A 24,284-nucleotide genomic window follows, 5' to 3' on the forward strand; every position below is an offset into this window, starting at 1 on the left:
TGTTCCCGACCGCCGGACCGCCCCGCGTCGCCATCCACGCCGCCGCGACCGCCCTGACCCGGCCATGCCGTTGCGCCCGATGCACGCGATCTGAACGAGGCCGCCGACCGGGCCGCAGGTCAGGCCCAGGTTGCGCTCCACACCCTCTCGGCGGTTTTCTCCACCTGCTCCGGGGATCCGCCCAGTACCGTCGCCAGCGCAGCGGCGGTGCTTCTGCGCAAGCCGGCACTTTCGCCGCCCACCGATTCGGCCCACTGATGGGTACCTCGTTGTACGTGTGCAAGCCTGGCGCGCTTGGGGCTGGTGGCGGACAGGCCCGCGCGGCCGCCGAGGACCGCGCGGCCGACCCCGGGCGCATGCACGAACTCCTGCCGTACGAGGTGGAGTTGATGCACCCCCTGACATGTACCGGCGAGGAGTACATCACGTCAAGCGTTTGTCCTGACATGCATACGTACAGAGCTTGAGTCGAACTGTGCGGCATACTGAACGCCTGGTACTACGTTTCGAGGAGTCCCCCATGGAATCGATCACCAGGCTGATCAGCATCGACCGAAGCAGCCCGGTACCGCTGTATTTCCAGGTCGCGCAGCAGCTTCAACGGCTCATCGAAACGGGCACGTTGGCGCCCGGCACCCGGCTGGAGAACGAGATCGCCCTGGCGGACAAGTTCGGGCTCTCCCGCCCGACCATGCGTCAGGCCATCCAGCACCTCGTCGACAAGGGACTGCTCGCGCGCAAGCGTGGGGTGGGCACCCAGGTGGTCAACAACCGCGTGCGCAGGCAGATCGAGCTGACCAGCCTCTTCGAGGACCTGAAGCGGGACGGCCGCCGACCCCGTACCGATGTGCTGTCCATGCAGACGGTACCTGCCTCGGACGAGGTGGCGGCAGCGCTCGGAATCGAGCCCGGAGCGCCCACCATGGCCATGCGCAGGCTGCGTTACGCGGATGACGAACCCATAGCCCTCCTGCAGAACCACCTGCCGGCGGATCTGCTGACCCTGACCGAGGACGATCTCACCGAACGCGGACTCTACGAACTGCTCAAGCGGGCCGGCATCTCCCTGCGCACCGCCCGTCAGAACATCGGTGCGCGCAGGGCGTCAGCGGCGGAGGCCCGTCTGCTGGGCGAAGGCCGCAGCGTCACCCTGCTCACCATGGAGCGTACGGTCCAGGGCGACGCGGGGCGCCCTGTGGAGTTCGGGTCCCACCTCTACCGGGCGTCCCGGTACTCCTTCGAGATGACGCTGACCGCGCACTGAGCGGCCCGCGGGAGCAGGGGCGGGCGCGGCCCCGGGCGGCCCGCTCAGTGACTGCGCTTCAACATGGCGTCCGAGAGCGCGGCCACGGCCTCGCCCAGTCGCAGACCCACCACGTCCAGTCGGCGCAGCAGTTCGCGCCGGGTGAGGGTGTCGGTGCCGACCTCCTGCCGCAGCAGCTCGGCCATCGCCAACTGGTAGTGCCTGCGCACCTGTCCGGCGCACTTGCGGGCCGCCGAGGTGGCCGTGTCCACCTCTCCGGGCCGGTCCGCCAGTCCCCGGACCGCGCCGCGCAGCATCGCCAGGCCCTCCGCCACCCCGGCGAGTGCGGGCAGGTCCGCGGGCTCCCCCTCGGCGCCATAGAGATCGGTCTCCCGCACCAGGTCGCGGATGTTGTCCAGTACGTCGTCGACGCTGCGGGAGAAGCGGTAGAGGTCCTCGCGGTCGATCGGCGTGGTCAGGGCGACAGCGAGTTCGGCGACCAGTCCGGCCCGGCCGGTGTCTCCCCGGTGCTCGACATCGACCATGGCCTCGCGGGCCTGCGCGGGCGTGAGCGTGCCCTCGGACATGGCGGAGGCGAGTCCCACCCCCTCGATCGCCGCGTCCAGTTGGGAGGCCAGCAGGCCGGTCAGCTGGTGGTGCGACCGGCCGGTGAGGTCGTCGACGATTCTCCGCAGGGTCATGCGGTCACTCCTCGGGCGAGAAGGCCGGCCAGCAGGCCGGCCGCGTAGGCGGCGGGCAGGGTCACACCCCATGCGGTGACCAGCGGGACGGCGAACTGCCAGCGCACCCGGCGGCCCCCTTCACTGGCCCCCGCGCCCACCAGTCCGCCGATGACCGTCTGGGTCATGCTCACCGGTGCGCCCAGGGCCGCACTGGTGAGCACCGCGGTGGAGGAGGCCATCTCCGCCGAGGCGATCTGCCAGGGGCGGGCCGCCAGCAGCCGGATCGACGCTCCGCCGGACACCCTCCGCAGACTGAGGACGGTACCCGCCGCGAAGACCAGCGCCACCACAACGGCCGGTGCGAGAGCGGGTGGTGTGTCCAGGCTGCCGCCGACCCGGCCGGCCGACGCGACGGCCGCGACGGCGAACATCTTCTGGCCGTCGTTGGCCGCGTAGGCCAGGCACTGGCAGCCGAAGGCCACCAGGTGTGCTCCGCGCACCAGGCGCGGCATCCCGGCCGCCGTGGGCATCCGACGGGCACCTCGGCCCAGTGCGAACCCGGCGGCCGCGCCGGCCAGCGGTGCCGCGGCGGCTATCCCCAGCACCAGGCCGAGCCGCTCCCACTGCGGACGTTCACCCAGTCCGGAACCGGCGCCGGCCAGCCCGCCGAGGACTGCCAGCGTGATCGAGGTCGGGATGCCCCGCCAGGTGAGCAGCAGGACGAGCACAAGGGCGGCCGCGGCTCCGCACAGGAAGAAGAGCGCGGGGTGCCCGGAGTCGCCGGGTATCAGCCCGTCGGTGAAGGTGCGGGCCACCCGCACACCGAACAGAGCCGGCCCGGCCGCCACCGCGGTGGTCAGCATCAGCAGTACGGGAACGGCCGAACCGCTGCCGTGGCGTACGGCCATGGCCAACAGCGAGGCACCGTCGTTGGCACCGCAGACGAGTACGAAGGCCGCGGCGGTGACGAAGAGCGCGATGGTCGTGGTCAAGGAAAGGGCTGCCTCACGTGGTGGGGGCGACACGCACCCGGTGACCCGGTGTGCACGCCGCCCCGTGGGCCGTCAGTCGTCCAACGTGTCGGCCACGTCGTCCCAGTCGACGAACTTGAAGTTGGTGTTGGTGCGGACCTCTCCGTCCTCTCCGGTCTCGTCCGGGGCGTTGAAGCCGTCGTGGACCACCAGCAGTCCGTGCGGGTACTCGTCGCCCAGCGGGGCGTTGAGCACCGCCGCGCCGTCGCACTCCTCGGAGCCGTCCATCGCGTCCGTGCCCCCGGAGGCCGCCGGGGCTACCCGGAAGTTGCCGACGTAGTCGTTGTCACCCTCGCGCTCATAGGCGACGAAGGTGTTGTCACCCTGGCTGGAGGCGAGCAGGTACCCCTCGCCGTCGTCCTCGTGGTAGATCGTCAATCCCTCGACGTCGGCGGTGATGTGCTTGCCGCCCACCCCCGGGTCCGGGCCGGGGGTGCACTCGTCGGTCACCGGGTCGTAGGTGCCGGGGATCCCGAACTCGCGCACCGTGTCGACCATCCGGGGCGAACCGGTGAGATCGGCCCGCATCCGCCAGATTCCGACGTCCTCCTGGGCTGCGTAGAGAGTGCCTCGCTGAGCGTCGACGACCATGCCCTCGACCTGGGGGGTACGGCCGGGCTCGTCACAGGGGGTCCAGCGGGTGCCGTCGCCGATGTCGAAGGAGGCAGGCAGGTCCAGGGTCCGGATCCGGTGATAGGTGACCGTTCCGGTGGCCGTCGCGGTCAGCTCCAGCAGGGCCAGGCGGGTTGTGTGGCGCTGGCTGGCGAGCGCGTAGGAGCGGCCGGTGGCGGCATCCCGCCACGTGGCCAGCCCGTAGGCGGTCTGCTGCTCGTCCACCTCGGCCTCGGTGGCACTGAAGACCCGGGGTGCGGCGGGGTCGGTGAGGTCGGTGAGTGGTTTGTCGGGGTGGTGGCGGTCGACGCCGTAGATCCGCAGCCGGTCGCGCCCTCGGTCCGAGACCACGGCGACATCGGTGCGGCTGCCCCGGATCCTCAGTCCCGTCAGCAGGTCGACGTTGTTGTAACGGCCGGGTTCGGCGTCCGGTCCGGGCGCGGCGGGCGCCTGGATCGACTGGATCTGCCGGCCGTCGAGGTCGTGGACGCGCAGTCCGCCCTGCTTGGCCGTGGCGATCACGAGGCTGGCATCGGGGTCCGCCGCGTTGAACCAGATCGCCGGGTCGTCGGCGTTGGCGTCACCGCCGGCCGCGTCGTCGAAGAGGGCGGGGGTCTCGCTGTCGGCGTAGACGGAGGGCGTGCTCGTGGCAGCCGCGGGGTTCGCCGGTGTCGCCATCAGTGCGGCGGTCACCGCTCCCAGACAGGCCGTGGCCAAACGTCTGGACAGATGCATCGTGCCTCCCGGAGTGGGTTGGTCGGTGCAGAGATGGCGAGGACAGTACATAAGTATGTGCTGACATAAAAGGCTTCGGACATGAGTGCCTCGTCGTGACCCAACTCCCCTGGTTTTGCATAGAGTTACATCAGCATGTCTTGACATAGTGAAGAACGCGGGCGGAAGCTGCTCCCCAAGTCGCCCCGACCGCGTTGCGGAGAAGGCCGACCCACCCAGGAGCAGCCCGGCTCCGCCGGGCCCACGCAGGAGGTCAGGCATTGTCCAGCAGCACTCCCGGCACCGGTGGCGCGAGCCGACCCGGCCCAAGGTTCCTGCTCACGGCCCTGGTTGCCGTCCTCGTCGGCGCCACCGCTTGCGCGCCATCGAGCCGGCAGGGCGACGCCGACGCCGCCCGCGGCAGCGCCATCCCGTCCGCAGTCGTCGACGATCCCGCCGACTTCGACCTGGACGCCCTGGTGGCGGCGGCGAAGAAGGAGGGTTCCGTCACCGTCTACGACAGCTCGGGCGACATCACCAAGGTCGCCGAGGCGTTCACCGCCAAGTACGGCATCAAGGCCACCGGGGTGAAGAACAAGGTCGGCGACACCCTGGAGAAGATGACCCGGGAGGCCCAGGCCGACAACGTCACCATAGACATGACCCTCTACGAGGACGGTCCCAGCCTGGTCGGCAAGCTGCTGCCGCAGAAGGTCGTCCACACCTGGATACCCGCCGACCTGGCGGACCAGGTTCCGGCGGCGAACCGCAGCCCTCTGCTCGTGCTCTCCAAGGCCAACGTCTGGGTGTACAACCCGAAGCTCTTCCCCAAGGGCTGCCCGGTGGACAACATCTGGGACCTGGCCGGCCCCGGATGGAGGGGCAAAGTCGCCCTCCAGGACCCCCTGGGCAAGCCGAACATCATCGAGTGGTTCAACCAGCTCTCCAACGGTGCCGATCAGGCCCTGCGCGACGCGCACAGCGCCGCGCATCCCGGGGAGGAGCTGAAGACCTCGCAGAGGACGGCGGCCCAGGAGTGGGTCGTCAGGCTGGCGAAGAACTCTCCCGTGCTCACCTCCGCCGACGACGACGTGGCGGCCGCGGTGGCGTCCCCCAACCAGACCCAGCCGCGCATCGGGCTGGTGTCCAACGCCAAGTTCCGCGACGTCGAGGAGAAGAACTACTCGATGCGGGTCTGCGACACGCTCAAGCCGTGGAGCGGGTACCTCTACCCCAAGTACTCGGCGATCGCCACCAAGACCACACACCCCAACGCCGCCAAGCTCTTCACGCACTTCATCCTCACCGAGGAGGGCATCAGCCACGAGATGGGTGCCGGTGGGATCTCCGGCAGCACGGCGGTCAAGCAGGGCTCCTTCAGCCCGCCCGGGCTGTCCGACTGGAAGAAGGAGCTGTTCTCCTTCGATCCGAAGTTCCTGGCGAAGAACTTCGCCGACACGGAGGCCATGCAGGACCTGTGGCGCCTCAGCCACAGCTGACCCACGGCCCCTGCCCCCGTAGACCCCCTTCCGGCCGGCGCGGCCTCCCCCACCGGGCCGGCCGGCCCACGCATCCCTCTCCTGGAGAACGCCCATGGCCGTGGCCGACCCCGACTCCGCCCTCGCAGCGGATCCGCCCCGCTCCGACCGCGCCCCCGCCGGGGGAGGCGGCCCCGCCGGGAAAGGCGGCTCCGGACGACTGAACCGCCTGCGCTACCGCCTGAACGTGCTGCGCCACGAGCCGACCCATGTGGTCGGAGCCGTCCTCATCGTCCTGCTCGCCTATCTCGTGGTGGCGCCCCTGGTCGCGGTGCTCTCCGACGCCGCACGCGTCCAGGTGGGCGACGACGGAAAATCCGGGCAGTCGGCCGGGGAGCTCACCGGTTACTACCTGTGGCGCGTCTTCCGCTCGCCGGTCAGCGACATCCTCTTCTGGGAGCCGCTCCGGCACACCGTGGTGGTCGCCCTCGGCGTCACCCTGCTCGCCGTGGTGCTCGGCGGCAGCGCCGCCTGGCTGCTCACCCGTACCGACATACCGGGCCGCAAGTGGCTGTCCACCGCGCTGGTCGTCCCCTACATGTTGCCGTCCTGGACATTCGCGCTGGCCTGGCTGGCGCTGTTCAAGAACGACAGCTCGGGCGGACAGATCGGCCTGCTGGAAGCCCGGGGCGTTCACACCCCCGACTGGCTGGCCTACGGCGCCGTCCCGATCACCATCTGTCTCGGACTGCACTACTACCCCTTCGTCCTCCTGCTGTTCGGCAACGCGCTGCGGCGCATCGACAGCCAACTGGAGGACTCCGCGCGCGTCCTGGGGGCGAGGCGGAGCACCGTACTGAGGCGGATCACCCTGCCCCTGATGCTGCCGTCACTGTCCTCGTCCGTGCTGCTGGTCTTCGGCCGCATCCTGGGCACCTTCGGCACGCCGTACATCCTCGGGCTGCCGGTCAACTACGAGTTGCTGTCCACCTCGCTGTTCCGGGCCGTCCACGACCACCAGCAGGGCGTCACCGCCGTACTCGCCGGCGTCATCGTGGCGATCGGGATCGTCGTGATCGTCATCGACACCCGGTTGGTGCGCGAGCAACGCCGGTTCGTGACCGTGGGAGGCAAAGGAGCGATGGACAGGATCAGCCCCCTCGGCCGCCGGCGCCCGGCGGCGCTGGCTCTCGCACTGGCCATCTTCGCCCTGGGTGTGGTGATCCCCGTCGCCACCCTGGCACTGTCCACCGTCAGCAAGACCCCCGGCGTGTTCAGCCTCGACAACTTCACGCTCAAGTACTGGATCGGCGAGCACATCGCCGGCGCCCCCGGCTTCCCGCACGGGGTACTGCGCGGCACCCAGTTGTGGGACGCCGCCTGGAACAGCCTGCGCATCGTCGGCCTGGCCTCACTGATCTGCGGCGCCGTCGGACTGCTGATCGGTTACGTCGTGGTGCGCTCGGGCGCCGGCCGGTTGGGCGCCGTCCTGCGGCAGATCAGCTTCCTCCCCTACATGGTCCCCGGTATCGCCTTCGCCGCCGCCTTCCTGACCCTGTTCGCCGTACAGCGAGGTCCTGTTCCGGCCCTGTACGGCTCGACCACCCTGCTCGTCGTCGTGCTCGCGGTGACCCATCTGCCGTACTCCTCGCGGTCGGGCATCAGCGCCATGATGCAGCTCGGTCCGGAACCGGAGGAGGCCGCCCAGGTGACGGGCGCCGGCTGGTTCACCCGCATGCGCAAGGTGGTCATACCCATCCAGCGCGGGGCGCTGGTGACCGGAGTGGTACTCCCCTTCATCTCCGGACTCAAGGAACTCAGCATCGTGATCATGCTGACCACCACCGGCACCCAGCTGCTCACCACGCTCTCCATCAACCTCGTGGACTACGCCTACGACCAGATGGCGAACGCGGTGGTGCTCGTCATCTCACTGATCTCCTTCCTGGCTACGTACCTGGCCCAACGCCTGACCAAGACCAACCTGTCCTCGGGACTCGGAGGCTGACGCCATGCCCACCATTGCGCTCACCGCGGTGCGGAAGAGCTACGGCACCCATCCCCCCGCCATAGACAACCTCGACCTGGAGATACCCGACGGGTCCTTCACCTGTCTGCTCGGGCCGTCCGGTTGCGGAAAGACCACCACGCTCCGCATGATCGCCGGCCTGGAGCCGCTCGACGCGGGCTCCATCGAGGTCGGCGGGCGGATCCGGGACAGTGTGGAGCGGGGTGTGTTCGTGCCCCCGGAGGAACGCGGCATGGGCCTGGTGTTCCAGAACTACGCCCTGTGGCCGCACCTGACAGTGGCCAGGAACGTCGAGTTCGGCCTGCGGGTCCGCAAGGTGCGCGCCACCGAGCGCGCCGAACGCACCATGAAGGCCCTGAAGATGATGCAGATCGACTGGGCGGCCGACCGCTATCCCGCACAGCTCTCCGGCGGCCAGCAGCAGCGGGTCTCGCTGGCCCGTATGCTCGTCATCAACCCCGAAGTCCTCCTCCTGGACGAACCGTTGTCCAACCTGGACGCCCAGCTGCGGCTGGAGATGCGGGCCGAGCTCAAACGGCTCCACGACGAAACGGGCCACACCATCGTCTTCGTCACCCACGACCAGTTGGAGGCCATGACGATGGCCACCCACGTGGTCGTGATGAACAAGGGAGAGGTCCAGCAGCTCGCCCCACCGCTGGAGATCTACCACCGCCCGGCAAACACGTTCGTGGCCCAGTTCGTCGGCAGCCCCCCGATGAACCTCTTCGACGTCGGGACGGACGAGAGCGGCCCGTTCCGCGGCGCCGTCCACGACCGCATCGTGGCAGAGCGCCCCGAACTGAACGGCGCGTTGCGCACGGTCGGTGTCCGCCCCGAGGCCATCCGGCTGTCCGCCCGCTCCGCGGCCGCCGACTCACCGCCGGGCGGCCTCCTGGAGTTCGACGCCACCGTCACCACCGTGTTGCCGACCGGCTCCAGCACCACAGTGTCGCTGGACGCGGCGGGCACCGAGCTGTACCTGGTGTCCTTCCAGCCGGTGACGGCCACCCCCGGCGACACCGCCCGCTGCTCCATCGACCTGACGGACCTGCACCTGTTCGACGGCGCCCGGGCCAGGCTCCCGGAGCCTTCCGCCGCCCGGCCCAGCAAGGAGAACACCGCACCGTGAACCAGCTGATCCGCCCCGCAGCACTGCTGCTCGACTTCGGCGGAGTCGTCGTCGCCACCACCAACCGCCCGTCCTGGCCCGAGGAACTGGCAGCCGAACTGCACCACGACCTGATGGCCGCGGGCTGCCACGAGCTGACGCCCGACGACATCGTCTGCGACCTCGAGGCCGCGGCGGCCGCCGACTCACACTGGAAGAACGCCATGTCCCGGCCGGCCGCGCCCGTCGAGATGACCGCCCACCGCTACTGGACGGAATTCGTCGCCGCCGACTGGCCCCCGGCCGCACGCGCCTTCGTCACCGCCCACGCCCAGGTGCTGTGTCACCGGCAGGGCCAGCTGCGCCAGGACCGGGAGACACGGCCCGGCATCGGCGAACTGCTGGACACCGCGAGACACCACGGGCTGCCGGTCGCCGTCGTCTCCAACGCGCTCAGCGGCTCCGTGCACCGCGCGTACCTGCGGGACGCCGGCCTGGACAAACGGCTGGCCCTGCAGGTCTACAGCGACGAGGTCGGCGTGCGAAAGCCCAACCCCGAGATGATCCACCTCGCGGCCCGAGCCCTCGACGTCCCGGCCGGCCTGACGTGGTACGTCGGTGACAACTTCGACCGCGACGTGCTCTGCGGGCGACGGGCGGGGGTCGGCGCGAGCGTCCTGATGGAGGCTCGCGGCACTTACCGGCGCCCTTACGTGGTCAGGGTCCGACCGGACGCCGTGGTGGCCGACCCGTACGGCCTGCGCGACCTGCTGGTCGCCGCCTTCGCACAACCCGGCACAGGAGGGGACGATGCCGCGTAGCACACGGGCGCGGGGCGGCCCGCCCCGCGCCCTGCTGCTGGACCACGGTGGTGTCCTGACCCGGTCGGTCAAACACCCCGAACGATGCCCGAGTTCGCCGACAGCGTTCTCGCCCGCGCCGACGGGCCGACCGGTCTGGACCGCGAGCGGGTGCCTCGTGACCTCCGCGCCGGCCTGGCCGCCTACGGCGACTGGAAGAACGGCCACGCCCGCTCCACCGCCCCCGCACGAGACCACCCACCACGAGCTGTGGGAGGAGTTCATCGCGACCGACTGGCCCGAACCGGCCCGCGCGGCCGTAAGCGCCGAGGCGACCGAACTGTGCCGCTCCCCGGTCCTGACCGAGAGCGACAAGAGAGCCGAGCCCGCCACGACGGAGGTGCTGCGGCTGGGCAAGGAACACGGCGTCCGGGCCGGCGTGGTCAGCAACACGCTCGCCGGCTCACTCAACCGCGAGACGGTGGCGGCATGCGGCCTCGCACCCTACCTCGGCGTGCAGGTCCACTCGGACGAGACCGGACTGCGCGAACCCGGCCCGCAGCTCCTCCTGCCGGCCGCCCGGGCCCTGGGCACGGACCCGGCGGACTGCTGGTACGTCGGCGACAACGACGACCGCGACGTGGTGTGCGGAACCGGGGGTCGGACGCACGGTACTGACGCGCCCCGAGGACCGCCTCGACACCGCCGCCGACCCGCAGCCCGACACGGTCGTCCACGACGGCGACGGACTGCTGGAACTGCTTCGCCGCGCACTCAGCGGAAGCGACCGCATGGCCGACCGAGAGGAACACGCATGAACGGGACCGAGGAACTCTCCGTCCACCTGCGCACGGTGGCGGTGGAGGCCGCGCTCGCGGTGGCACCCGACCTGCGGGCCGCCTTCCGCAGCCGAATGGAGGTGCGGTTCAAGCGGGACGAGCACGACCCCGTGACCGAGCACGACCGGCGGGCCGAGGAACGTATCCGGCACGCCCTGCTGGGCAAGGTGCCGGGCAGCACGATCGTCGGTGAGGAGGGCGGCCGCCGGGAGGGCAGCGGCAGGATCTCCTGGTACGTCGACCCGATCGACGGTACCGCGAACTTCGCCCACGGTCTGGCGTTCTTCTGCACTGCGATCGGTGCCGTGCTCGACGGCCGTCCGGTGGCCGCCGCCGTGGTGGACCCGATAGCGGGCCATGTCTTCTCGGCGGACCTCGCCGGTGCCCGCCTGGGCGACCGGCCACTGGTGTCGGCCGGTACGACTGAGGAAGGCCGCGCACTGCTGATCACGGGCTTTCCCAACAGCAGGGAGCTCGAGTCCCGCGACCCCGAGTCCCCGGTACGGTTCGCCGGCCTCGTCTCCCGGTACGGCACCGTCCGCCGCACGGGCAGCGCCGCGCTCTCCCTCGCCCATGTGGCCGCGGGATGGAGCGACGCGGCACTGGGCACGACCGTCAACGCCTGGGACATCTGCGCCGCCCATCTGCTCGTCGACCGGGCCGGCGGGACCTATGTGCCGTTCGGCGGCGACCCGGGCTGGGACCAGCCGTGCTACCTGGCGCACACCCGCGACCTGGAACCCACCGCGCTGCGGGAGTTCGCCCACTGGTACACCACCCGGCGCGCCAGGACCGGCCGGTGACCGCCTCGCGGAACGCCGGGCCGGGCTACGCCTGGATCGTCACCGACCTGGACGGCACCCTGGTCGACCGGAATCTCGGCCTCGTCCCCCGCAGCGCCGAGGCGCTGCGCCGCTACCGTGAGTGCGGCGGCACGGTCGTCATCGCCACCGGCCGCAACGAGGAGTCAGCCGCCCCCTACCACCGGGAACTCGGTCTGGACACCCCGATGATCCTCTACAACGGGGCCCGCATCACCGACCCCCGGACCGGCGACCGGTTGGTGGACCTGGACCTGGGCCCTGTCTGGCCGCCGCTACGGGACCTGGTCCTGCCCGCCCTCCCCGTCGGCGTGGGCGCGGTCGGCTTCAGCGGCCACACCGCCCATGTGCTGCGCGACGCCCCCGTACTGGCCGACTACGCCCGACGGGACCGCATCGTGCTGCTCGGCGATCCGCCGGAAGAACCACCCACCAAGGTGATGCTGATCTCCGGCGCCCAACACCCTTCTCGACTCGCCGACTTGACGGCCCTTCACTGCCCGAAGGCCCTGCTGGTCCAGTCGGAGGACACCTACCTGGAGGTCCTGCCACCCGGCGCGGGCAAGGAGGCCGCGCTGCGCGAGTTGGCGGTGCGGTACGGCATGGACACCGCACGGATCGCCGCCATCGGCGACAACCCCAACGACACCGGCATGGTGCGCCTCGCTGGGCTGGGCGCGGCGGTCGGTGACGGCCACCCACAGGTCCTGGCGGCCGCCGACATCGTGGTCACCTCCTGCTCCCAGGGCGCGGTGGCCGATCTGGTCGGGCGGATCCTGGACGGACCGCTGCCGTGATCCTCCCCACCTGCACGGAGAGCGCCGGCGGCAATCTTTCGCGATCTCCCACAACCGGTCCAGCCCGATCCGACTCCACGCGTCGCCCGCGCCGGAGCGATACGGAGGCAGCCGACCCGGTCAGGGGCGGATCTGGGCACTGAGGCGCTTCAGTAGTTCGATACCGCGTCGGAGTTCCCTGCGCTCGTGCGCGGTGAGCTCCTCCTCGATCGCGTTTTCCAGGACGTCGGCGCGGCAGCGGCGGTCCTCGTCCAGGGCGGTACGGCCGGGCTCGGTGATGTGCACCAGCAGTTTGCGGCCGTCGGTGGGATGGGCTTCGGCGCTGACCAGGCCGGCCGCGGTCAGGTCCTTGACCGTTTTGGCCGCTGACTGATGGCGGACCCCGCGCGCCTGGGCGAGTTCGGCGATGCTCTGCGGGCCGTCCCGGTCGAGGAGTCCGAGGACGGCGCCTTCGGCAGCGGGCATCGAGGCGGCGCTCTGCTTCGTGCTGCGGACCAGCTGTCCTACGGCTCTGCGGAGGTCCTCTGCCAGCTGGCGGCTCTGTGTCATACCGCCAGCCTACAGGAACTATCTACAGGTAGGTTGTACAGTCTGCTTGGATATGTTGACTCCTCGACACAGCAAAGAGAGGCACCCCATGCAGCTGACGAAATTCGGCCACGCCTGCGTCCGGGTCGAGCAGGACGATCGGCGTCTGGTCATCGACCCGGGCGGCCTGACCGAGCCGACCGCCCTGCACGGCGCCTCCGCCGTCCTGGTCACCCACGAGCACTTCGACCACTTCTCCGAGGCCGCGCTGCGTGCCGCCGCCGAGGCCGACCCCGGCCTGGAGATCTGGACGAACGCCGCGGTGGCCGCGCAACTGGACGGCCTGGGCAGCCGCGTGCACCGGGTCGGCGAGGGCGACGCATTCACCACCGCCGGCTTCGAGGTGCAGGTCCACGGCACCTGGCACGCCGTGATCCACCCCGACATCCCACGCGTCACCAACATCGGCTTTCTCATCGACGGCGCGCTCTTCCACCCCGGCGACGCACTGACCGTCCCCGACCAGCCGGGCCTGGACACGCTGCTCCTGCCGGTCCACGCCCCCTGGTCCACCGTCGGCCACCTCGTGGACTACGTACGCGAAGTCGCCCCCAAGCACACCTACGCGATCCACGACGGCGCCCTCAACGACACCGGGATCGCCATGGTCGCCGGACTGCTCGGCGAACACGGCCCCGGCATCGGCGCCCCCTACACCCGGCTGGCAGCCGGAGACACCGCGGCAGTGAACTGAAAGGAATCCCTGCGACTCCGGCGGCAGCCGCGGTCAGGGGAGCTCGGTGGCGGTGCGGCCGCCTGTGACGCGAAGCAGGTCCAGTTTCCCCGCGTCGTCGCTCCCGGTCGCCACCGTGTAGATGACCATGCGCAGGTCTGCGCCGGGGACGATGAGGACGTCGCAGTCGAGCAGGACGTCGCCGATCTCCGGATGCGCGATCGTCTTGCGGTCGGTCGTGTGCTGGGTGGCGGCCGTCTCCGCCTCGCCCGCAACGCAGACCCCGTCTCCCGGTTCACGATACGGCGCATCCTGCCGGTGATGACGCTCACCCCGTTCGCCACCAGCCGCAACACCGCCGGCCGGTGCCTCGCCGAGGTCGTCCTCGGCACCATCCAGGCACCGACCGGCTCCTACGTCGACCGTAGCCGTGTGAAACGCTCGTCGCAGGAGTCCTACGACCCACAGCGCGAAGGCGAGCTCTGGCAGGCCGCCGAACGCTTCACCGCCGCCTGGCTGCCGGGGGTCGTCCGACGGCCCACCACCACCTCCAAGACCGGGTCGACACCTGATTGAAGAAGGCTGTCGTCGAGCACGAAGCCGGCCTCGCAAACGCGGTCGCAATCGTCGGCGGGAAAACGGGAATCCGGAATGGCTCATGCGCCGCCGGCGCGTGGCCCTCGAGAGGCGCACTTCGGCCGGATGCGTACACCAGCGCCCCGGACCGGGAGGCCGGTCGTGGGAGTCGGCTGACCGCTTTTCTGCCGGACCGGCCGGCGGGGTCGGCACTCTCTCCCGTCAGGAATTCCAGATTCCGCAAGCGAATTGTTTTTTCAATCGACCCCGCCTCCCCCTTTCGCCCCTCAAGAGTCTCCTGCTCTCTTACCGAAAACATGAACTAGTTGAAATCCCGCCACTCAGCCCTCTCGGCGGTTTTTGGACTTTGTTCCCGAGGCCAACCGCAAAACCGTTTCGGCATATCTACCATCGCAGGCTATGACCGACATTCCACGGGACAACTCCGCCACCCGCGCCCGCTGGCAGACCTGTCTCAGGCTCGCCCGTGAACTCCTCCTCGTCGGACCCGACGGCAAGGACCTCAAACTCGAATACCTGCGCACCCTGATCGACACCGGCAGCCTCGGGCCCACCCGTCACCCTCGCAAGAAGATCCTCGTCATCGGCGCCGGCATCTCCGGTCTTGTCGCCGGCCGACTGCTCAAGGACGCCGGGCACGACGTCACCATTCTCGAGGCGAACGCCAACCGAGTCGGCGGACGCATCAAGACGTTCCGCACCACCAAGCACCACCAGCCCTTCGCCGACCCGGCCCAGTACGCCGAGGCCGGAGCCATGCGGCTGCCCGACTTCCACCCGCTCGTCCTCGCCCTGGTCGACAAACTGGGGATAGGCCGCCGCCAGTTCTACAACGTGGACGTCGATCCCCACACGGGCAGCGGTCCCGAGGTGCCCGTCCCCCCGGTGACGTACACCTCCTTCACCGGCCGGACGTGGACGTACGGCGACGACAGCCCGGACTTCCGCGAACCCGACAAGCGTGGCAACTCCTGGATCCGCGCCAACCGCGTCCAGGTGCGGCGCGCCGACTACGCCGCCGGTCCCGAGCGGATCAACGAGGGCTTCCACCTCACCGACGACGAGGTCCGCGCCCCCGTCGTACGGATGGTGGACGAGGCGCTGGAGAGCGTGCGCGACTACTACTCCGACGTCGTCGACGGCAAGCGTGTCAACAAGCCGTTCGACGAGTGGGTCGAGGGCTGGGCGCGGGTCGTCCGCGACTTCGACGGCTACTCGATGGGCGCCTTCCTGCGCGACCACGCCGGGCTCAGCGACGAGGCCGTCGAGGCTGTCGGAACCCTGGAGAACATGTCCTCGCGGCTCCATCTCTCCTTCTTCCACAGCTTCCTGAGCCGCAGCGACATCAACCCCGGTGTCCGCTACTGGGAGATCCCCGGCGGCAGTTGGCGCCTGCCGCACGCCCTGTATCAGGGCCTGCGCGACGAGGTGCGGTTCGGGCAGCGCGTGATCCGCCTCGAATATCACGACCCCAGCCGCGACACCGATCCCGAGGGCACCGGGGCGGTCGGACCCGACGGGTGGGGCGTGGCCGTACAGACCGTCGGCGAGGGCGATCCGAAGGAACTGCCCCGCCTGTGGACGGCGGACCTGGCGATCGTCACCATCCCCTTCTCCGCCCTGCGCTTCGTGGAGATCGTCCCCTCGATGTCGTACAAGAAGCGCCGCGCCGTCATCGAGACCCACTACGACCAGGCCACCAAGGTGCTGCTCGAATTCAGTCACCGCTGGTGGGAGTTCACCGAGGACGACTGGCGCGACGCCCTGGAGGGCATCGCACCCGGCCTGTACGAGTACTACCGGCGGGGACACCAGGCGGACACCGAGTCCGTGTCCGTGCCCACGCTGCCCGAGCCGGAAGCCGGGCTGCTCGGCGCCGCGGTCAAGGACAACCTCGTCACCGCGGAGATGCGGCAGGTCGACGGCAGCCTGCCGCTGCGCGGCCCCGCCGTCCGACCCGCCACCCACTGCTTCGGCGGAGGCTCCGCCGCCGACAACCCCAACCGGTTCATGTACTACCCCTCCCACCCGGTCGAGGACAGCACGGGCGGCGTCGTCCTCGCCTCGTACTCCTGGTCCGACGACGCCGCGCGCTGGGACTCCATGCCGAAGGCGGAGCGCTACCTCTACGCCCTGCGCAACCTCCAGGCCCTGCACGGCCGGCGCATCGAGGTGTTCTTCACCGGCCGAGGCGCCACCCAGAGCTGGGCCCGCGACCCGTACGCCTTCGGCGAGGCCGCCATCTACACCGCGCACCAGATGACCAGCTTCCACCTGGACGTCTCCCGGCCCGAGGGCCCGGTGCACTTCGCCGGAGAGCACACGTCCCTCAAGCACGCCTGGATCGAGGGCGCCCTGGAGAGCGCCGTCCGCGCCGCGCTCGCCGTCCACCAGGCCGCGCCGGTCACCGACAGGGAAGGCCCGGGTCCGCACCAGGACGCCCCGGGCACGGACCGGCAAGGAGAATCCTCATGACCGCGATCACCCCCACCTGTACGGTCGCACGCTACCTCGCCCTGCGGCTGGCCGAGTTGGGCATCACCCATCTGTTCGGCGTCCCCGGCAACCACCTCGGCCCGTTTCTCACCACCCTGCGGGCCGAGGGCGACATCGAGTGGGTCGGCACGCCGACCGAGGGCGGCGCGGGCCAGGCCGCCGACGCCTATGCCCGCGTCCACGGCGTGGGCGCGGCGGCGGTGACGTACAGCGTGGGCGCGTTCAATCTGCTCAACTCCTGCGGCGGCGCGTACGTCGAGCGGGTCCCGTTCGTCGCCGTGAACGCCTGCCCGCCGTACGAGCAGTGGCAGAACTTCCGTGCCGTCGGCCTGCTCACCTCGCACATGAGCCCCCGCACGGAGAGCAACCTGAACGTCTACCGGCAGGTCACCGTGGACGCGCAGGTCATCTCCCATCCGGGCCTGGCACCCGCGCAGATCGACGCCGCGCTCACCGCGTGCGTCTCCGAGCGCGGGCCGGTCTACCTGGAGGTCATGGAAGACCTGTGGGACGAGCCCTGCGCCGAGCCGACGGGGCCGATCGTCCGCCGCGAACGGCCGTTCAGCGCGCGCAACCAGGTCATGCTGGAGGACGCCGTGCAGGCGATCCTCACTCTGATCGAGGAGCATCCCGGCCCGGACGGCCGGTCCCGTCCGATCGTGTGGGCCGGTGAGGAGATCGCCCGGTACCGGCTCGGCGGGGAGCTCCTCGACCTGGTGGAGGCCACCGGTGTGCCGTTCTGCACGACCGTCGGCGCCAAGGCCGTCGTGGACGAGGACCTGCCGCAGTTCCACGGCGTCTACAACGGCAAGGCCAGCCACCCGGACGTGCACGCGGTCTTCAAGGACTGGGCCACCTGCCGGATCGGGCTCGGGGCCTGGTCCACGTCGAAGAACCTCGGCGGTGAGCAGAGCGTCGGGACCGACTGGGTGATGGCGGCGCACGGCGGCGTCAGCGTCGGCACCTCCTACTTCCCCGACGTCCAGCTCGCCCACCTGCTGCCCGCCCTCCAGGACGCGCTGGTGAAGGCCTACGGTTCCGGGGGCCTGTCCGCCGACTACTACGCCGAGTCCTACAGCTACCAGGGAGCACCGGACGACCGTCCCGCCGGCCTGGCGCAGTACCACGCCTCGCTGAGCGTCAGCGGCGCGCGGTCCCGGCGGGCCGAACGGCTCACGTACGACGGCGTGTTCGACCGGATCAACCACTTCCTCGGCCAGGAGACCACGGAGGACTGGACGGTCGTCTCCGACGCCGCGTTCTCCCTCATCGGCTCGATGAACCTCTCCCTGCCCGCGGGCGGCTTCCTGTCCCAGATCAGCTGGCTGTCCATCGGCTGGTCGGTCGGCGCGGCCACCGGCGCCGCACTCGCCCCCGAACGCGGGGGCGCCCGCCCGATGGTGTTCGTCGGCGACGGCTCCTTCCAGGAGACCTGCCAGGAGATCTCCACCCACACCCGACTCGGACTGCGCTCGGTGGTGTTCGTCCTGGACAACGGGCACTTCTACGGCATCGAGCAGATGCTGGTGCACCCGGCCTACTACGCCGGAGAGGATCCCGCCGAGCCGGACCACTACAACGTCCTGCACCCCTGGCAGCACGACCGCCTCGCGGCCGTCTTCGCCGGCCGGGACACCCCGGCGAGCGGCCTCAGCGTCGCCCACCCCACGGAGCTGGACGACCTGCTGGCCCGCCTCGTCGACCCGCACGACCCGATCAACGCCGGCCCCCTCCTGGTCCGCGTCCGCCTGCACCGGCAGGACTACCCGCGGGCCATGGCCTACAAAGTGCCGAAATCCTCGTAGCCGAAAGGCTCGAATTCCATGGAGGAACGAAATGGCTGATCTGAACGTACTGATCGCGTTCGACGCGGCCACGATCGTCGAGCAGAATCCCAACGCGTCACGGAACCCCGACGTACCGACCTACGTCGACCAGAACCTGATCTACATGACCACGCGGCACGACCACATCGTCGGCACCTCGGGCGCCGAGCTGAACCTGCGGGCCGAGCCCGGGGACACCATCCGGTGGCGGGAGACGACGCTGTCGCTGGGCAGCGACTACAAGGCACTGCTGTACCGGTACGTGAGCAACGACCGCGACCACACGCTCATCAGGACGCCGGAGATCGAGGTGGTCGACGGCGTCTATCCGCTGCCGAAGGAGGGGAGCGAAGGCAGTCCGGATTTCATGACGCAGAAATACGAGGACCACTACTGGCGCACAACCGTGAAAAGCGTCGGCCAGGTCGTGTACCACTTCTACTTCCAGATCCTGGACCGGCATCGGCAGTTGAAGGGGTACTACCAGTGGGACCCCTTCATCACCATCGAGGACTCCTGACGGCCCGGCCGTGACGGGGGCGGGGGCGGTCTCCACGGCCGCCCCCGCCCCCTCACGACGTGCCTTCCGGCCGGCGCCTGCGGGGCACCGTGTCGAGAACGAGCTCGTAGGAATGGGCGACAAGGTCCCGCACCAGGTCTGCGGTGATGCCGCGGCCCGCGGCGACAGAGATCCAGTTGGCCTTGTTGAGGTACCGGCCCTCCGTGATCGACGGGTGCTCCCGCCGCAGCGCCAGTCCGCGACCGGGTCCGCCCTTGAGGGTGATGATCTGCTCGTCCGGGTCGTCCGTGATGATCAGGAAGACCTTTCCCGCCACCTTGTAGACGTCCAGCTTCTCCACGAACGGACGCCCGTTGCTGACACCGGGCAGCGCCTGCGCCGCCTCGCGCGCCGTGCTCTGCAGCCGCTCTCCGTCCATGGCCACAGCCGGCACTACCCGAGCCTGCCGAACGTCCGGGGACCGACGGGCTGCCGGGATGTGGGCAGGGTGTCGACGACCAGTGGCATATACACGTTGCCCTGGACCTTGAACACCTCCCGGTCGGACCCGAAGGGGTCCTCGACGGTGGTCGCCGGCAGCCCGTGGGCACGTACCCCGGCCGTGGCCTGCAAAGCCCTTCCGTCCATCGTCGAAAGCCTCCCTCGAGTATCACTGTAGGCGGCGGCGACAGGCGGCGCCTGTTCGGCTCCGCCGTCCAGCAGGCGCGCCACCGCGCGTGCCCTGCGGGTTTGCCACGGCAGGGTGGCGTCGAAGGCTTCACCCGCAACACCTTCATCGCCATGGTCGCGTCCGTTCGGGACAAGGCGCTGGCCGCTGCCCTCACCACTACGGCCGACTGGGAACAGGGGATCGCCGACCTGCTCCGGACCGCCCACCACGAACCTTCCACTACACGTTCTTCAAAGCCCTCGCCGTGAACCCACCCGCCGCCCCCACAGACTCCCTTCGGCACGGGCGAAGCGTCCCGCCGGGACAAGCCCGGTCGTGGCGGTCAGTTCGCGTGCGGCCGACCGTCTCGGGCCCATGTCACTACGTGCGGTCGACACCGCCGTCGCCGGCAGACTCCTCATCCGTGTGACCATGGGTCACGCACGTCGGACTCCCCGGTGCTCGGGGTCAGCATCCACACGAACGCCCGCTACGTGTCGGCCCCGAAGACCAGCCGCCGGCGGCGCCGAAGCCGACAGGGCTGGAGAAGACGTCCGCGCTGAGGCACGCGCACCCCTGCCGACGGGCCGACCGGCACACCAGCACCACCTACGGCGTCGACCGGACCGCGGATATGTCGAACTGCAGTCGGACCTTCTCGCTCACCATGGTGCCCCCCGCCTTGAGGCGCTGGTTGTAGACCAGTCCCCACTCGGTGCGGTCGATGGTGGTGGTGCCGTCGAATCCGGCTCGCTCGTAGCCGAACGGGTCCAGGACCGAGCCCAGGTAGTCGAGTTGCAGGTCGACGGGCCGGGTGACGTCACGGATGGTCAGGTCCCCGGTCATGCGGAAACTCTCGCCGCCCTCGTGGACGGTGGAGGTGCTGCGGAAGGACATCTCCGGGTAGCGGCGCGCGTCGAAGAAGTCGGGGCCGATGAGGTGCGCGTCCCGTTGTTCCACCCCCGTGTCGACGCTGGCGACCCGGATGCGGAGATCGGCCCGCGACTCGGAGGGCCGGGCTCCGTCGAAGTACAACGTGCTGTCGTAGTCGGTGAACGCTCCCCGCACCGTCGTGACCATGGCATGCCGTACGGAGAATCCGATGCGGCTGTGCGGGCGGTCGATGACCCATCGCCCGGTCAGCGCTCGAAGTGCCGGGTTGAGCGCGACACCACCGGTCGCGGCCCCAGCGACGGAGGTGTCGGTGCCGACAGCCGTGGTCGGCTCGATGACGGTGGTCTGGCGACGGCTGAACATACCCATGATCGTGAGCCCTTTCCCCTCTATCGCTCCGTGCTATCACGGCGTCACCGGGCACCGCCCGGCGAGATGGGCGACCTGGTCCGAGTTCCATGCGGTCGACCGCAAAGCTGCACAAGATCAACATGACGTCGGGTGCGCGGACCTACTCCGGGGGCGTGGGCGTGTCGTGGGTGCGGTACATCGCCTGCACGTCCAGCTCCAGTTGGACGGTAGGACCGACAACCGCGATGCCACGGGCGAGCATGGAGCGCCAGTTGAGGGTGAAGTCCTCCCGGTGGAGTTCCGCCTTCGCGAGAGCCGCGCAGCGCAGTTCCTGGTCGTAGCCTCCGTTGACCGTCCCGAGGTAGGTCGTGTCGAGGCCGACGGAGCGGCTGGTGCCGTGCATGGTGAGCGTGCCGTGCAGGGTCCACTTGGAGCCGCCGCGGTAGGCGAACCGGGTGCTGGTGAAGTCGATGTACGGGTAGCGTTCGACGTCCAGGAAGTCGGCGGAACGAAGGTGGTTGTCACGGGTGTTGTTGCCCGTGGTGATGCTGGCGGCGTCGATACGCACCGAGACATGGGAGTCGGCCATGTTCGGTGCGACGCGGATGCCGCCCTGGAAACGGGTGAACCTGCCGTGGACATGGGCCATGCCCACGTGCTTGGCGATGAACCGGACCGCGGTGTGCGGAGGGTCGAACAGCCAGGTTCCGGCTGTCGGGAGTTCCGGCTGGCGGGCGGACTCGAGCGCGATGCGCACCGGGGGCAGAGCCACCCCGGCGGTGATGTCGAGGTTCTCGCGGGCGGGTGACAGGCCCTCGGCCACGGTCATCACACTGTAGGAGCCGGGCGGCAGCGTCGCTATGAAGTAGCCGTGGGGATCCGTGGTGCCACTGGTCGCGACCCGGTGACTGTCCAGCGCGGTCACGGTGACCTCGGCTCCGCCCATGGGCTGCCCCAGAGGGTCGACGACCTCGAAACCGAACGCCCCGGCGCCGGGCGGCAGGGGGACCGAGATGCTCGATCCGGCACCGGAGGTGCCACGGGAACGCCGACGTCGAAGCAGCCCGAGTGCCATGGAGTTCACCTTTCTTCACATGCGTCATCGTCACTCAGCCCGCCGGACAAATGCGTTCGCGGTCGCCAAGAACCACCGACGACAGGAGGACGGGCGCAGGGACAGCAGTTCGTTGACGATCATAAAGCCGCCCATGTGCAGGTGGCTCACCCCGTTGTCGGAGCCGCCCAGGCCCCTTGCCGGTGGATGCGGGGTCGCAAATCCGTACATCGACAGGCCATACCGCCACACCTTGGCTTCGTCGCTTTGCAGCACTGCTGTGGCGAAGGACACGGAAGAGGGCCGTGACGTTCACAAGGGGTGTGCGGTTTCACCACGGTCCCGACACGGGCCGGGCGGGCAGCGCCTCGGGACCAGGAGACGAAGAGACGGGAGGACGAGGGGATCAGGCACCGTCCGGTGGTCCGGCAACCGCATTGAGCCACCCCTGCGGGCACTCCCCGTGCGCACCGGGCGCGCAACCGGCGACACGCGGTGATCGAATGGACGCTGTCCATCATGGTGCGGAAAGAGCGGAGCAGTCCATGGCCTGGGTGATCCTCATCCTGTCCGGAGTCCTGGAGACGGTCTGGGCGACAGCCCTGGACGCCTCCAGGAACTTCTCCCGGCTGTGGCCCTCCCTCTTCTTCGTCGGCGCGCTCATCCTGAGCATGACCGGGTTGTCCTACGCGGTGACCCACATCCCGCTCGGCACGGCCTACGGCGTCTGGGTGGGTATCGGCGCGGTTGGCACGGCCGCCTACGGGATGGTCGTACTCCATGAACCGGTGACGGCTGCCCGCCTGGTCTGCCTGCTGCTGATCATCGCCGGCGTGGTCGGACTCAAGGTCCTGCACTGAGCGGACCGCTGGTCCACTGGGGGCACGGTGGCCGAGCCCGGTCGTCAGGGACGCCAGCGGCGGTGTGGTGTGCGCTGCTCATAGGGCTGCGGGTCGGGATAGGTGATCAGCTCGAGAGTGCTGCCCCAAGGTGTACGTGTGTAGGTCATCCGGTTGCGAGGTCCCGCCTCGACGCCGGGCAGCGGTCGTGGGCCGCTCAGCGCGGTTCCACCGGCTTCCTCGACGCGGATGACCGCCGCGTCGAGATCGTCGACGTAGACAGCCAGGTGTTGCCAACCCAGGTCGGAGGGCACGACCGGCCCGCTCTGGTGAGGGGCCCGGAATTCGAACAGCTCGAGGCCGGGACCGTGCGGCAGCATGAGCATGCGGATCCGCATCTCCTGGGTGCCTTCCGGAACGCCGAGCCCTTGCTCCACGGACGGACCCTGGTTCGGACCGTCCTCGTGGCGCAGGGTGTCGTACAGGACTTCCGCGTCCAAGGCACGACGGAAGAACGTGGTCGCGGCGTCGATATCCGCGACCGTGACTCCCACGTGGTCGATTCCGCGCACGACCGGGCTCTCCCGTGACGTCGGCCGCGGCGTCCGCTGCTGGTCCGCCATGGCCGGTCAGGGCGTCGCCGCGCCGGGGGCCATGCGGCGGAGTGGTTCGTCGAGTTCTCGCTGGTAGAAGTCGATGAAGCCGTCGGGGTCGGGGCCCGCGTTCTGCATCACCAGCCGGTCGAAACCCGCGTCGACGAACTGCTTGGCGACTTGTAGGTAGCGGTTCCGGTCGGGGCCGCAGGCGAACTTGGTGAGGATGTCCTCCTCACGGACAGTGGCGGTCGCGGCTTCGAAGTTGACCGGGTTGGGCAGCTCGCTCATGACCTTCCAGCCGGTCAACGCCCACCGCGAGGTCTCGAGGGCCGCCTGGGCGGCGCTGTGCTCGTCCGCGGCCCAGGCCATGGGGACCTCGGCATACCCGGGACCGGTGCCTCCGGCATCCCGATAGTGGCGCACGATCTCCGGCTTCTGCTCGGTGGCGAACAGTCCGTCACCGAGTTCGGCGGCGATCCGTGCCGAGCTACGGCCACTGGCGGCCACGGCGATCAGCGGGGGCTCAGGCGGAAGATCAAAGATGCGTGCGTCCTCGAGCCGGAGGTGCTTGCCTTCGTAAGAACGGTAGCCCCCGCTCCACAGCAGGCGGATGATCTCCAGTGCCTCGCGCAGCATCTCCTGACGTACCCGGACGGCATCGGGGAACCCTCGGCCGACAACGTGCTCGTTGAGCCGTTCGCCGGAACCCACGCCCAGAACGAAGCGCCCACTGGAGACCAGGGCGAGCGTAGCCGCCGCCTGAGCGATGATCGCCGGGTGATACCGGATGGTCGGGCAGGTCACGCCGGTCACCAATCGGATTCGTTCGGTCCTGGCCGCGATGGCGCCCAAGACCGTCCAGGTGAAGGACGAGTGTCCTTGGTTGTCCAGCCACGGGTGGAAGTGGTCACTCATCTCCACGAAGTCGAAGCCGGCGGCCTCGGCCGCGACGGCCTGCCGGATGAGTTCGCCAGGACCGAAGGCCTCGGAAGCCAGCTTGTACCCGATTTCCATCCGCCACTCGATCCTCTCGCTCACCGACT

Annotated in this window: 26 protein-coding genes and 1 pseudogene; 14 read left to right on the top strand and 13 right to left on the bottom strand. The window is 69.7% G+C overall.

Annotated elements, in window-relative coordinates; translation table 11 throughout:
- Positions 1-19: 19 nt before the first annotated feature.
- Positions 20-206, bottom strand: a pseudogene (locus RM812_RS02455) (L-serine ammonia-lyase, iron-sulfur-dependent, subunit alpha); the annotation flags it as partial.
- 314 nt (positions 207-520) lie between these two features.
- Here RM812_RS02455 and RM812_RS02460 point away from each other — a divergent pair.
- Positions 521-1,264 (top strand): GntR family transcriptional regulator, encoded by a 744-nt coding sequence (locus RM812_RS02460; RefSeq protein ID WP_311570692.1) that lies wholly within the window; start codon positions 521-523, stop codon positions 1,262-1,264.
- A 44-nt stretch (positions 1,265-1,308) separates the two neighbouring features.
- Here the strand turns inward: RM812_RS02460 and RM812_RS02465 are convergent, their stop codons facing one another.
- The 3 genes from RM812_RS02465 to RM812_RS02475 form a co-directional block, all read right to left on the bottom strand.
- On the bottom strand, positions 1,309-1,944 hold the full coding sequence (locus tag RM812_RS02465) for a DUF47 domain-containing protein (RefSeq protein ID WP_311570693.1): 636 nt from the start codon (positions 1,942-1,944) through the stop codon (positions 1,309-1,311).
- On the bottom strand, positions 1,941-2,918 hold the full coding sequence (locus RM812_RS02470) for an inorganic phosphate transporter (RefSeq protein WP_311570694.1): 978 nt from the start codon (positions 2,916-2,918) through the stop codon (positions 1,941-1,943). Before RM812_RS02470 ends, RM812_RS02465 begins: the two co-directional genes overlap by 4 nt.
- 72 nt (positions 2,919-2,990) lie before the next feature.
- On the bottom strand, positions 2,991-4,304 hold the full coding sequence (locus RM812_RS02475) for a phytase (RefSeq protein WP_311570695.1): 1,314 nt from the start codon (positions 4,302-4,304) through the stop codon (positions 2,991-2,993).
- Between the two features lie 260 nt (positions 4,305-4,564).
- On the opposite strand from RM812_RS02475, the gene RM812_RS02480 reads away from it, so the two are divergent.
- The 6 genes from RM812_RS02480 (at position 4,565) to RM812_RS02505 (ending at position 12,158) form a co-directional block, all read left to right on the top strand.
- Positions 4,565-5,782 (top strand): ABC transporter substrate-binding protein, encoded by a 1,218-nt coding sequence (locus RM812_RS02480; protein ID WP_311570696.1) that lies wholly within the window; start codon positions 4,565-4,567, stop codon positions 5,780-5,782.
- Positions 5,783-5,876: 94 nt separating this feature from the next.
- On the top strand, positions 5,877-7,769 hold the full coding sequence (locus RM812_RS02485; protein ID WP_311570697.1) for an ABC transporter permease: 1,893 nt from the start codon (positions 5,877-5,879) through the stop codon (positions 7,767-7,769).
- A gap of 4 nt (positions 7,770-7,773) precedes the next feature.
- A complete protein-coding gene (locus RM812_RS02490) occupies positions 7,774-8,922 on the top strand; it encodes an ABC transporter ATP-binding protein (RefSeq protein WP_311570698.1) in 1,149 nt (382 codons plus the stop codon).
- Positions 8,919-9,722: an HAD family hydrolase gene (locus RM812_RS02495; RefSeq protein ID WP_311570699.1), complete on the top strand. Its 804-nt coding sequence runs from the start codon at positions 8,919-8,921 to the stop codon at positions 9,720-9,722. Before RM812_RS02490 ends, RM812_RS02495 begins: the two co-directional genes overlap by 4 nt.
- Entirely contained in the window at positions 9,712-11,343 is a 1,632-nt protein-coding gene (locus RM812_RS02500) for an inositol monophosphatase family protein (protein WP_311570700.1), read from the top strand. Before RM812_RS02495 ends, RM812_RS02500 begins: the two co-directional genes overlap by 11 nt.
- Positions 11,340-12,158, top strand: coding sequence for an HAD-IIB family hydrolase (locus RM812_RS02505; RefSeq protein ID WP_311570701.1), 819 nt, complete (start codon positions 11,340-11,342; stop codon positions 12,156-12,158). The genes RM812_RS02500 and RM812_RS02505 overlap by 4 nt, the downstream gene beginning before the upstream one ends.
- A 120-nt stretch (positions 12,159-12,278) precedes the next feature.
- On the opposite strand, the gene RM812_RS02510 is transcribed toward RM812_RS02505, so the two are convergent.
- Positions 12,279-12,707: a MarR family winged helix-turn-helix transcriptional regulator gene (locus tag RM812_RS02510; RefSeq protein ID WP_311570702.1), complete on the bottom strand. Its 429-nt coding sequence runs from the start codon at positions 12,705-12,707 to the stop codon at positions 12,279-12,281.
- An 88-nt stretch (positions 12,708-12,795) separates the two neighbouring features.
- On the opposite strand from RM812_RS02510, the gene RM812_RS02515 reads away from it, so the two are divergent.
- Positions 12,796-13,440 (top strand): MBL fold metallo-hydrolase, encoded by a 645-nt coding sequence (locus RM812_RS02515; protein ID WP_311570703.1) that lies wholly within the window; start codon positions 12,796-12,798, stop codon positions 13,438-13,440.
- A 33-nt stretch (positions 13,441-13,473) separates the two neighbouring features.
- Here RM812_RS02515 and RM812_RS02520 read toward each other — a convergent pair whose 3' ends face one another.
- Entirely contained in the window at positions 13,474-13,641 is a 168-nt protein-coding gene (locus RM812_RS02520) for an MmyB family transcriptional regulator (RefSeq protein WP_311570934.1), read from the bottom strand.
- On the opposite strand from RM812_RS02520, the gene RM812_RS02525 reads away from it, so the two are divergent.
- The 4 genes from RM812_RS02525 to RM812_RS02540 all read left to right on the top strand — a co-directional run bounded on the left by RM812_RS02525 (position 13,633) and on the right by RM812_RS02540 (position 18,858).
- Positions 13,633-13,995, top strand: coding sequence for a Rossmann-fold NAD(P)-binding domain-containing protein (locus RM812_RS02525; protein WP_311570947.1), 363 nt, complete (start codon positions 13,633-13,635; stop codon positions 13,993-13,995). The genes RM812_RS02520 and RM812_RS02525 overlap by 9 nt on opposite strands.
- Positions 13,996-14,415: 420 nt before the next feature.
- On the top strand, positions 14,416-16,491 hold the full coding sequence (locus RM812_RS02530; RefSeq protein ID WP_311570704.1) for a flavin monoamine oxidase family protein: 2,076 nt from the start codon (positions 14,416-14,418) through the stop codon (positions 16,489-16,491).
- Positions 16,488-18,317: a thiamine pyrophosphate-binding protein gene (locus RM812_RS02535; protein WP_311570705.1), complete on the top strand. Its 1,830-nt coding sequence runs from the start codon at positions 16,488-16,490 to the stop codon at positions 18,315-18,317. The genes RM812_RS02530 and RM812_RS02535 overlap by 4 nt, the downstream gene beginning before the upstream one ends.
- A gap of 31 nt (positions 18,318-18,348) precedes the next feature.
- Entirely contained in the window at positions 18,349-18,858 is a 510-nt protein-coding gene (locus tag RM812_RS02540) for an inclusion body family protein (protein WP_311570706.1), read from the top strand.
- Positions 18,859-18,910: 52 nt separating this feature from the next.
- Here RM812_RS02540 and RM812_RS02545 read toward each other — a convergent pair whose 3' ends face one another.
- Both RM812_RS02545 and RM812_RS02550 read right to left on the bottom strand, forming a co-directional pair.
- Positions 18,911-19,291, bottom strand: coding sequence for an MmcQ/YjbR family DNA-binding protein (locus RM812_RS02545; RefSeq protein ID WP_311570707.1), 381 nt, complete (start codon positions 19,289-19,291; stop codon positions 18,911-18,913).
- Positions 19,291-19,485, bottom strand: a complete 195-nt coding sequence (locus RM812_RS02550; protein WP_311570708.1) for an MmcQ/YjbR family DNA-binding protein — start codon at positions 19,483-19,485, stop codon at positions 19,291-19,293. The genes RM812_RS02545 and RM812_RS02550 overlap by 1 nt, the downstream gene beginning before the upstream one ends.
- 102 nt (positions 19,486-19,587) lie before the next feature.
- Between RM812_RS02550 and RM812_RS02555 the strand changes: the two genes are divergently transcribed.
- Complete coding sequence (locus RM812_RS02555; RefSeq protein ID WP_311570709.1) at positions 19,588-19,776, top strand: hypothetical protein; 189 nt, start codon at positions 19,588-19,590, stop codon at positions 19,774-19,776.
- Between the two features lie 340 nt (positions 19,777-20,116).
- Here RM812_RS02555 and RM812_RS02560 read toward each other — a convergent pair whose 3' ends face one another.
- The 3 genes from RM812_RS02560 to RM812_RS02570 all read right to left on the bottom strand — a co-directional run bounded on the left by RM812_RS02560 (position 20,117) and on the right by RM812_RS02570 (position 22,100).
- On the bottom strand, positions 20,117-20,770 hold the full coding sequence (locus RM812_RS02560) for a YceI family protein (protein WP_311570710.1): 654 nt from the start codon (positions 20,768-20,770) through the stop codon (positions 20,117-20,119).
- 142 nt (positions 20,771-20,912) lie between these two features.
- Positions 20,913-21,827, bottom strand: coding sequence for a YceI family protein (locus tag RM812_RS02565; protein ID WP_311570711.1), 915 nt, complete (start codon positions 21,825-21,827; stop codon positions 20,913-20,915).
- 30 nt (positions 21,828-21,857) lie between these two features.
- Positions 21,858-22,100 (bottom strand): hypothetical protein, encoded by a 243-nt coding sequence (locus tag RM812_RS02570; RefSeq protein ID WP_311570712.1) that lies wholly within the window; start codon positions 22,098-22,100, stop codon positions 21,858-21,860.
- A gap of 251 nt (positions 22,101-22,351) precedes the next feature.
- On the opposite strand from RM812_RS02570, the gene RM812_RS02575 reads away from it, so the two are divergent.
- Complete coding sequence (locus RM812_RS02575; RefSeq protein ID WP_311570713.1) at positions 22,352-22,666, top strand: DMT family transporter; 315 nt, start codon at positions 22,352-22,354, stop codon at positions 22,664-22,666.
- Positions 22,667-22,710: 44 nt separating this feature from the next.
- Here the strand turns inward: RM812_RS02575 and RM812_RS02580 are convergent, their stop codons facing one another.
- Both RM812_RS02580 and RM812_RS02585 read right to left on the bottom strand, forming a co-directional pair.
- Positions 22,711-23,268, bottom strand: a complete 558-nt coding sequence (locus RM812_RS02580) for a VOC family protein (protein ID WP_311570714.1) — start codon at positions 23,266-23,268, stop codon at positions 22,711-22,713.
- A 6-nt stretch (positions 23,269-23,274) separates the two neighbouring features.
- On the bottom strand, positions 23,275-24,255 hold the full coding sequence (locus RM812_RS02585; RefSeq protein ID WP_311570935.1) for a TIGR03557 family F420-dependent LLM class oxidoreductase: 981 nt from the start codon (positions 24,253-24,255) through the stop codon (positions 23,275-23,277).
- Between the last annotated feature and the right edge of the window lie 29 nt (positions 24,256-24,284).

The sequence above is a fragment of the Streptomyces lancefieldiae genome (assembly GCF_031845825.1).
Lineage (GTDB): Bacteria > Actinomycetota > Actinomycetes > Streptomycetales > Streptomycetaceae > Streptomyces > Streptomyces lancefieldiae.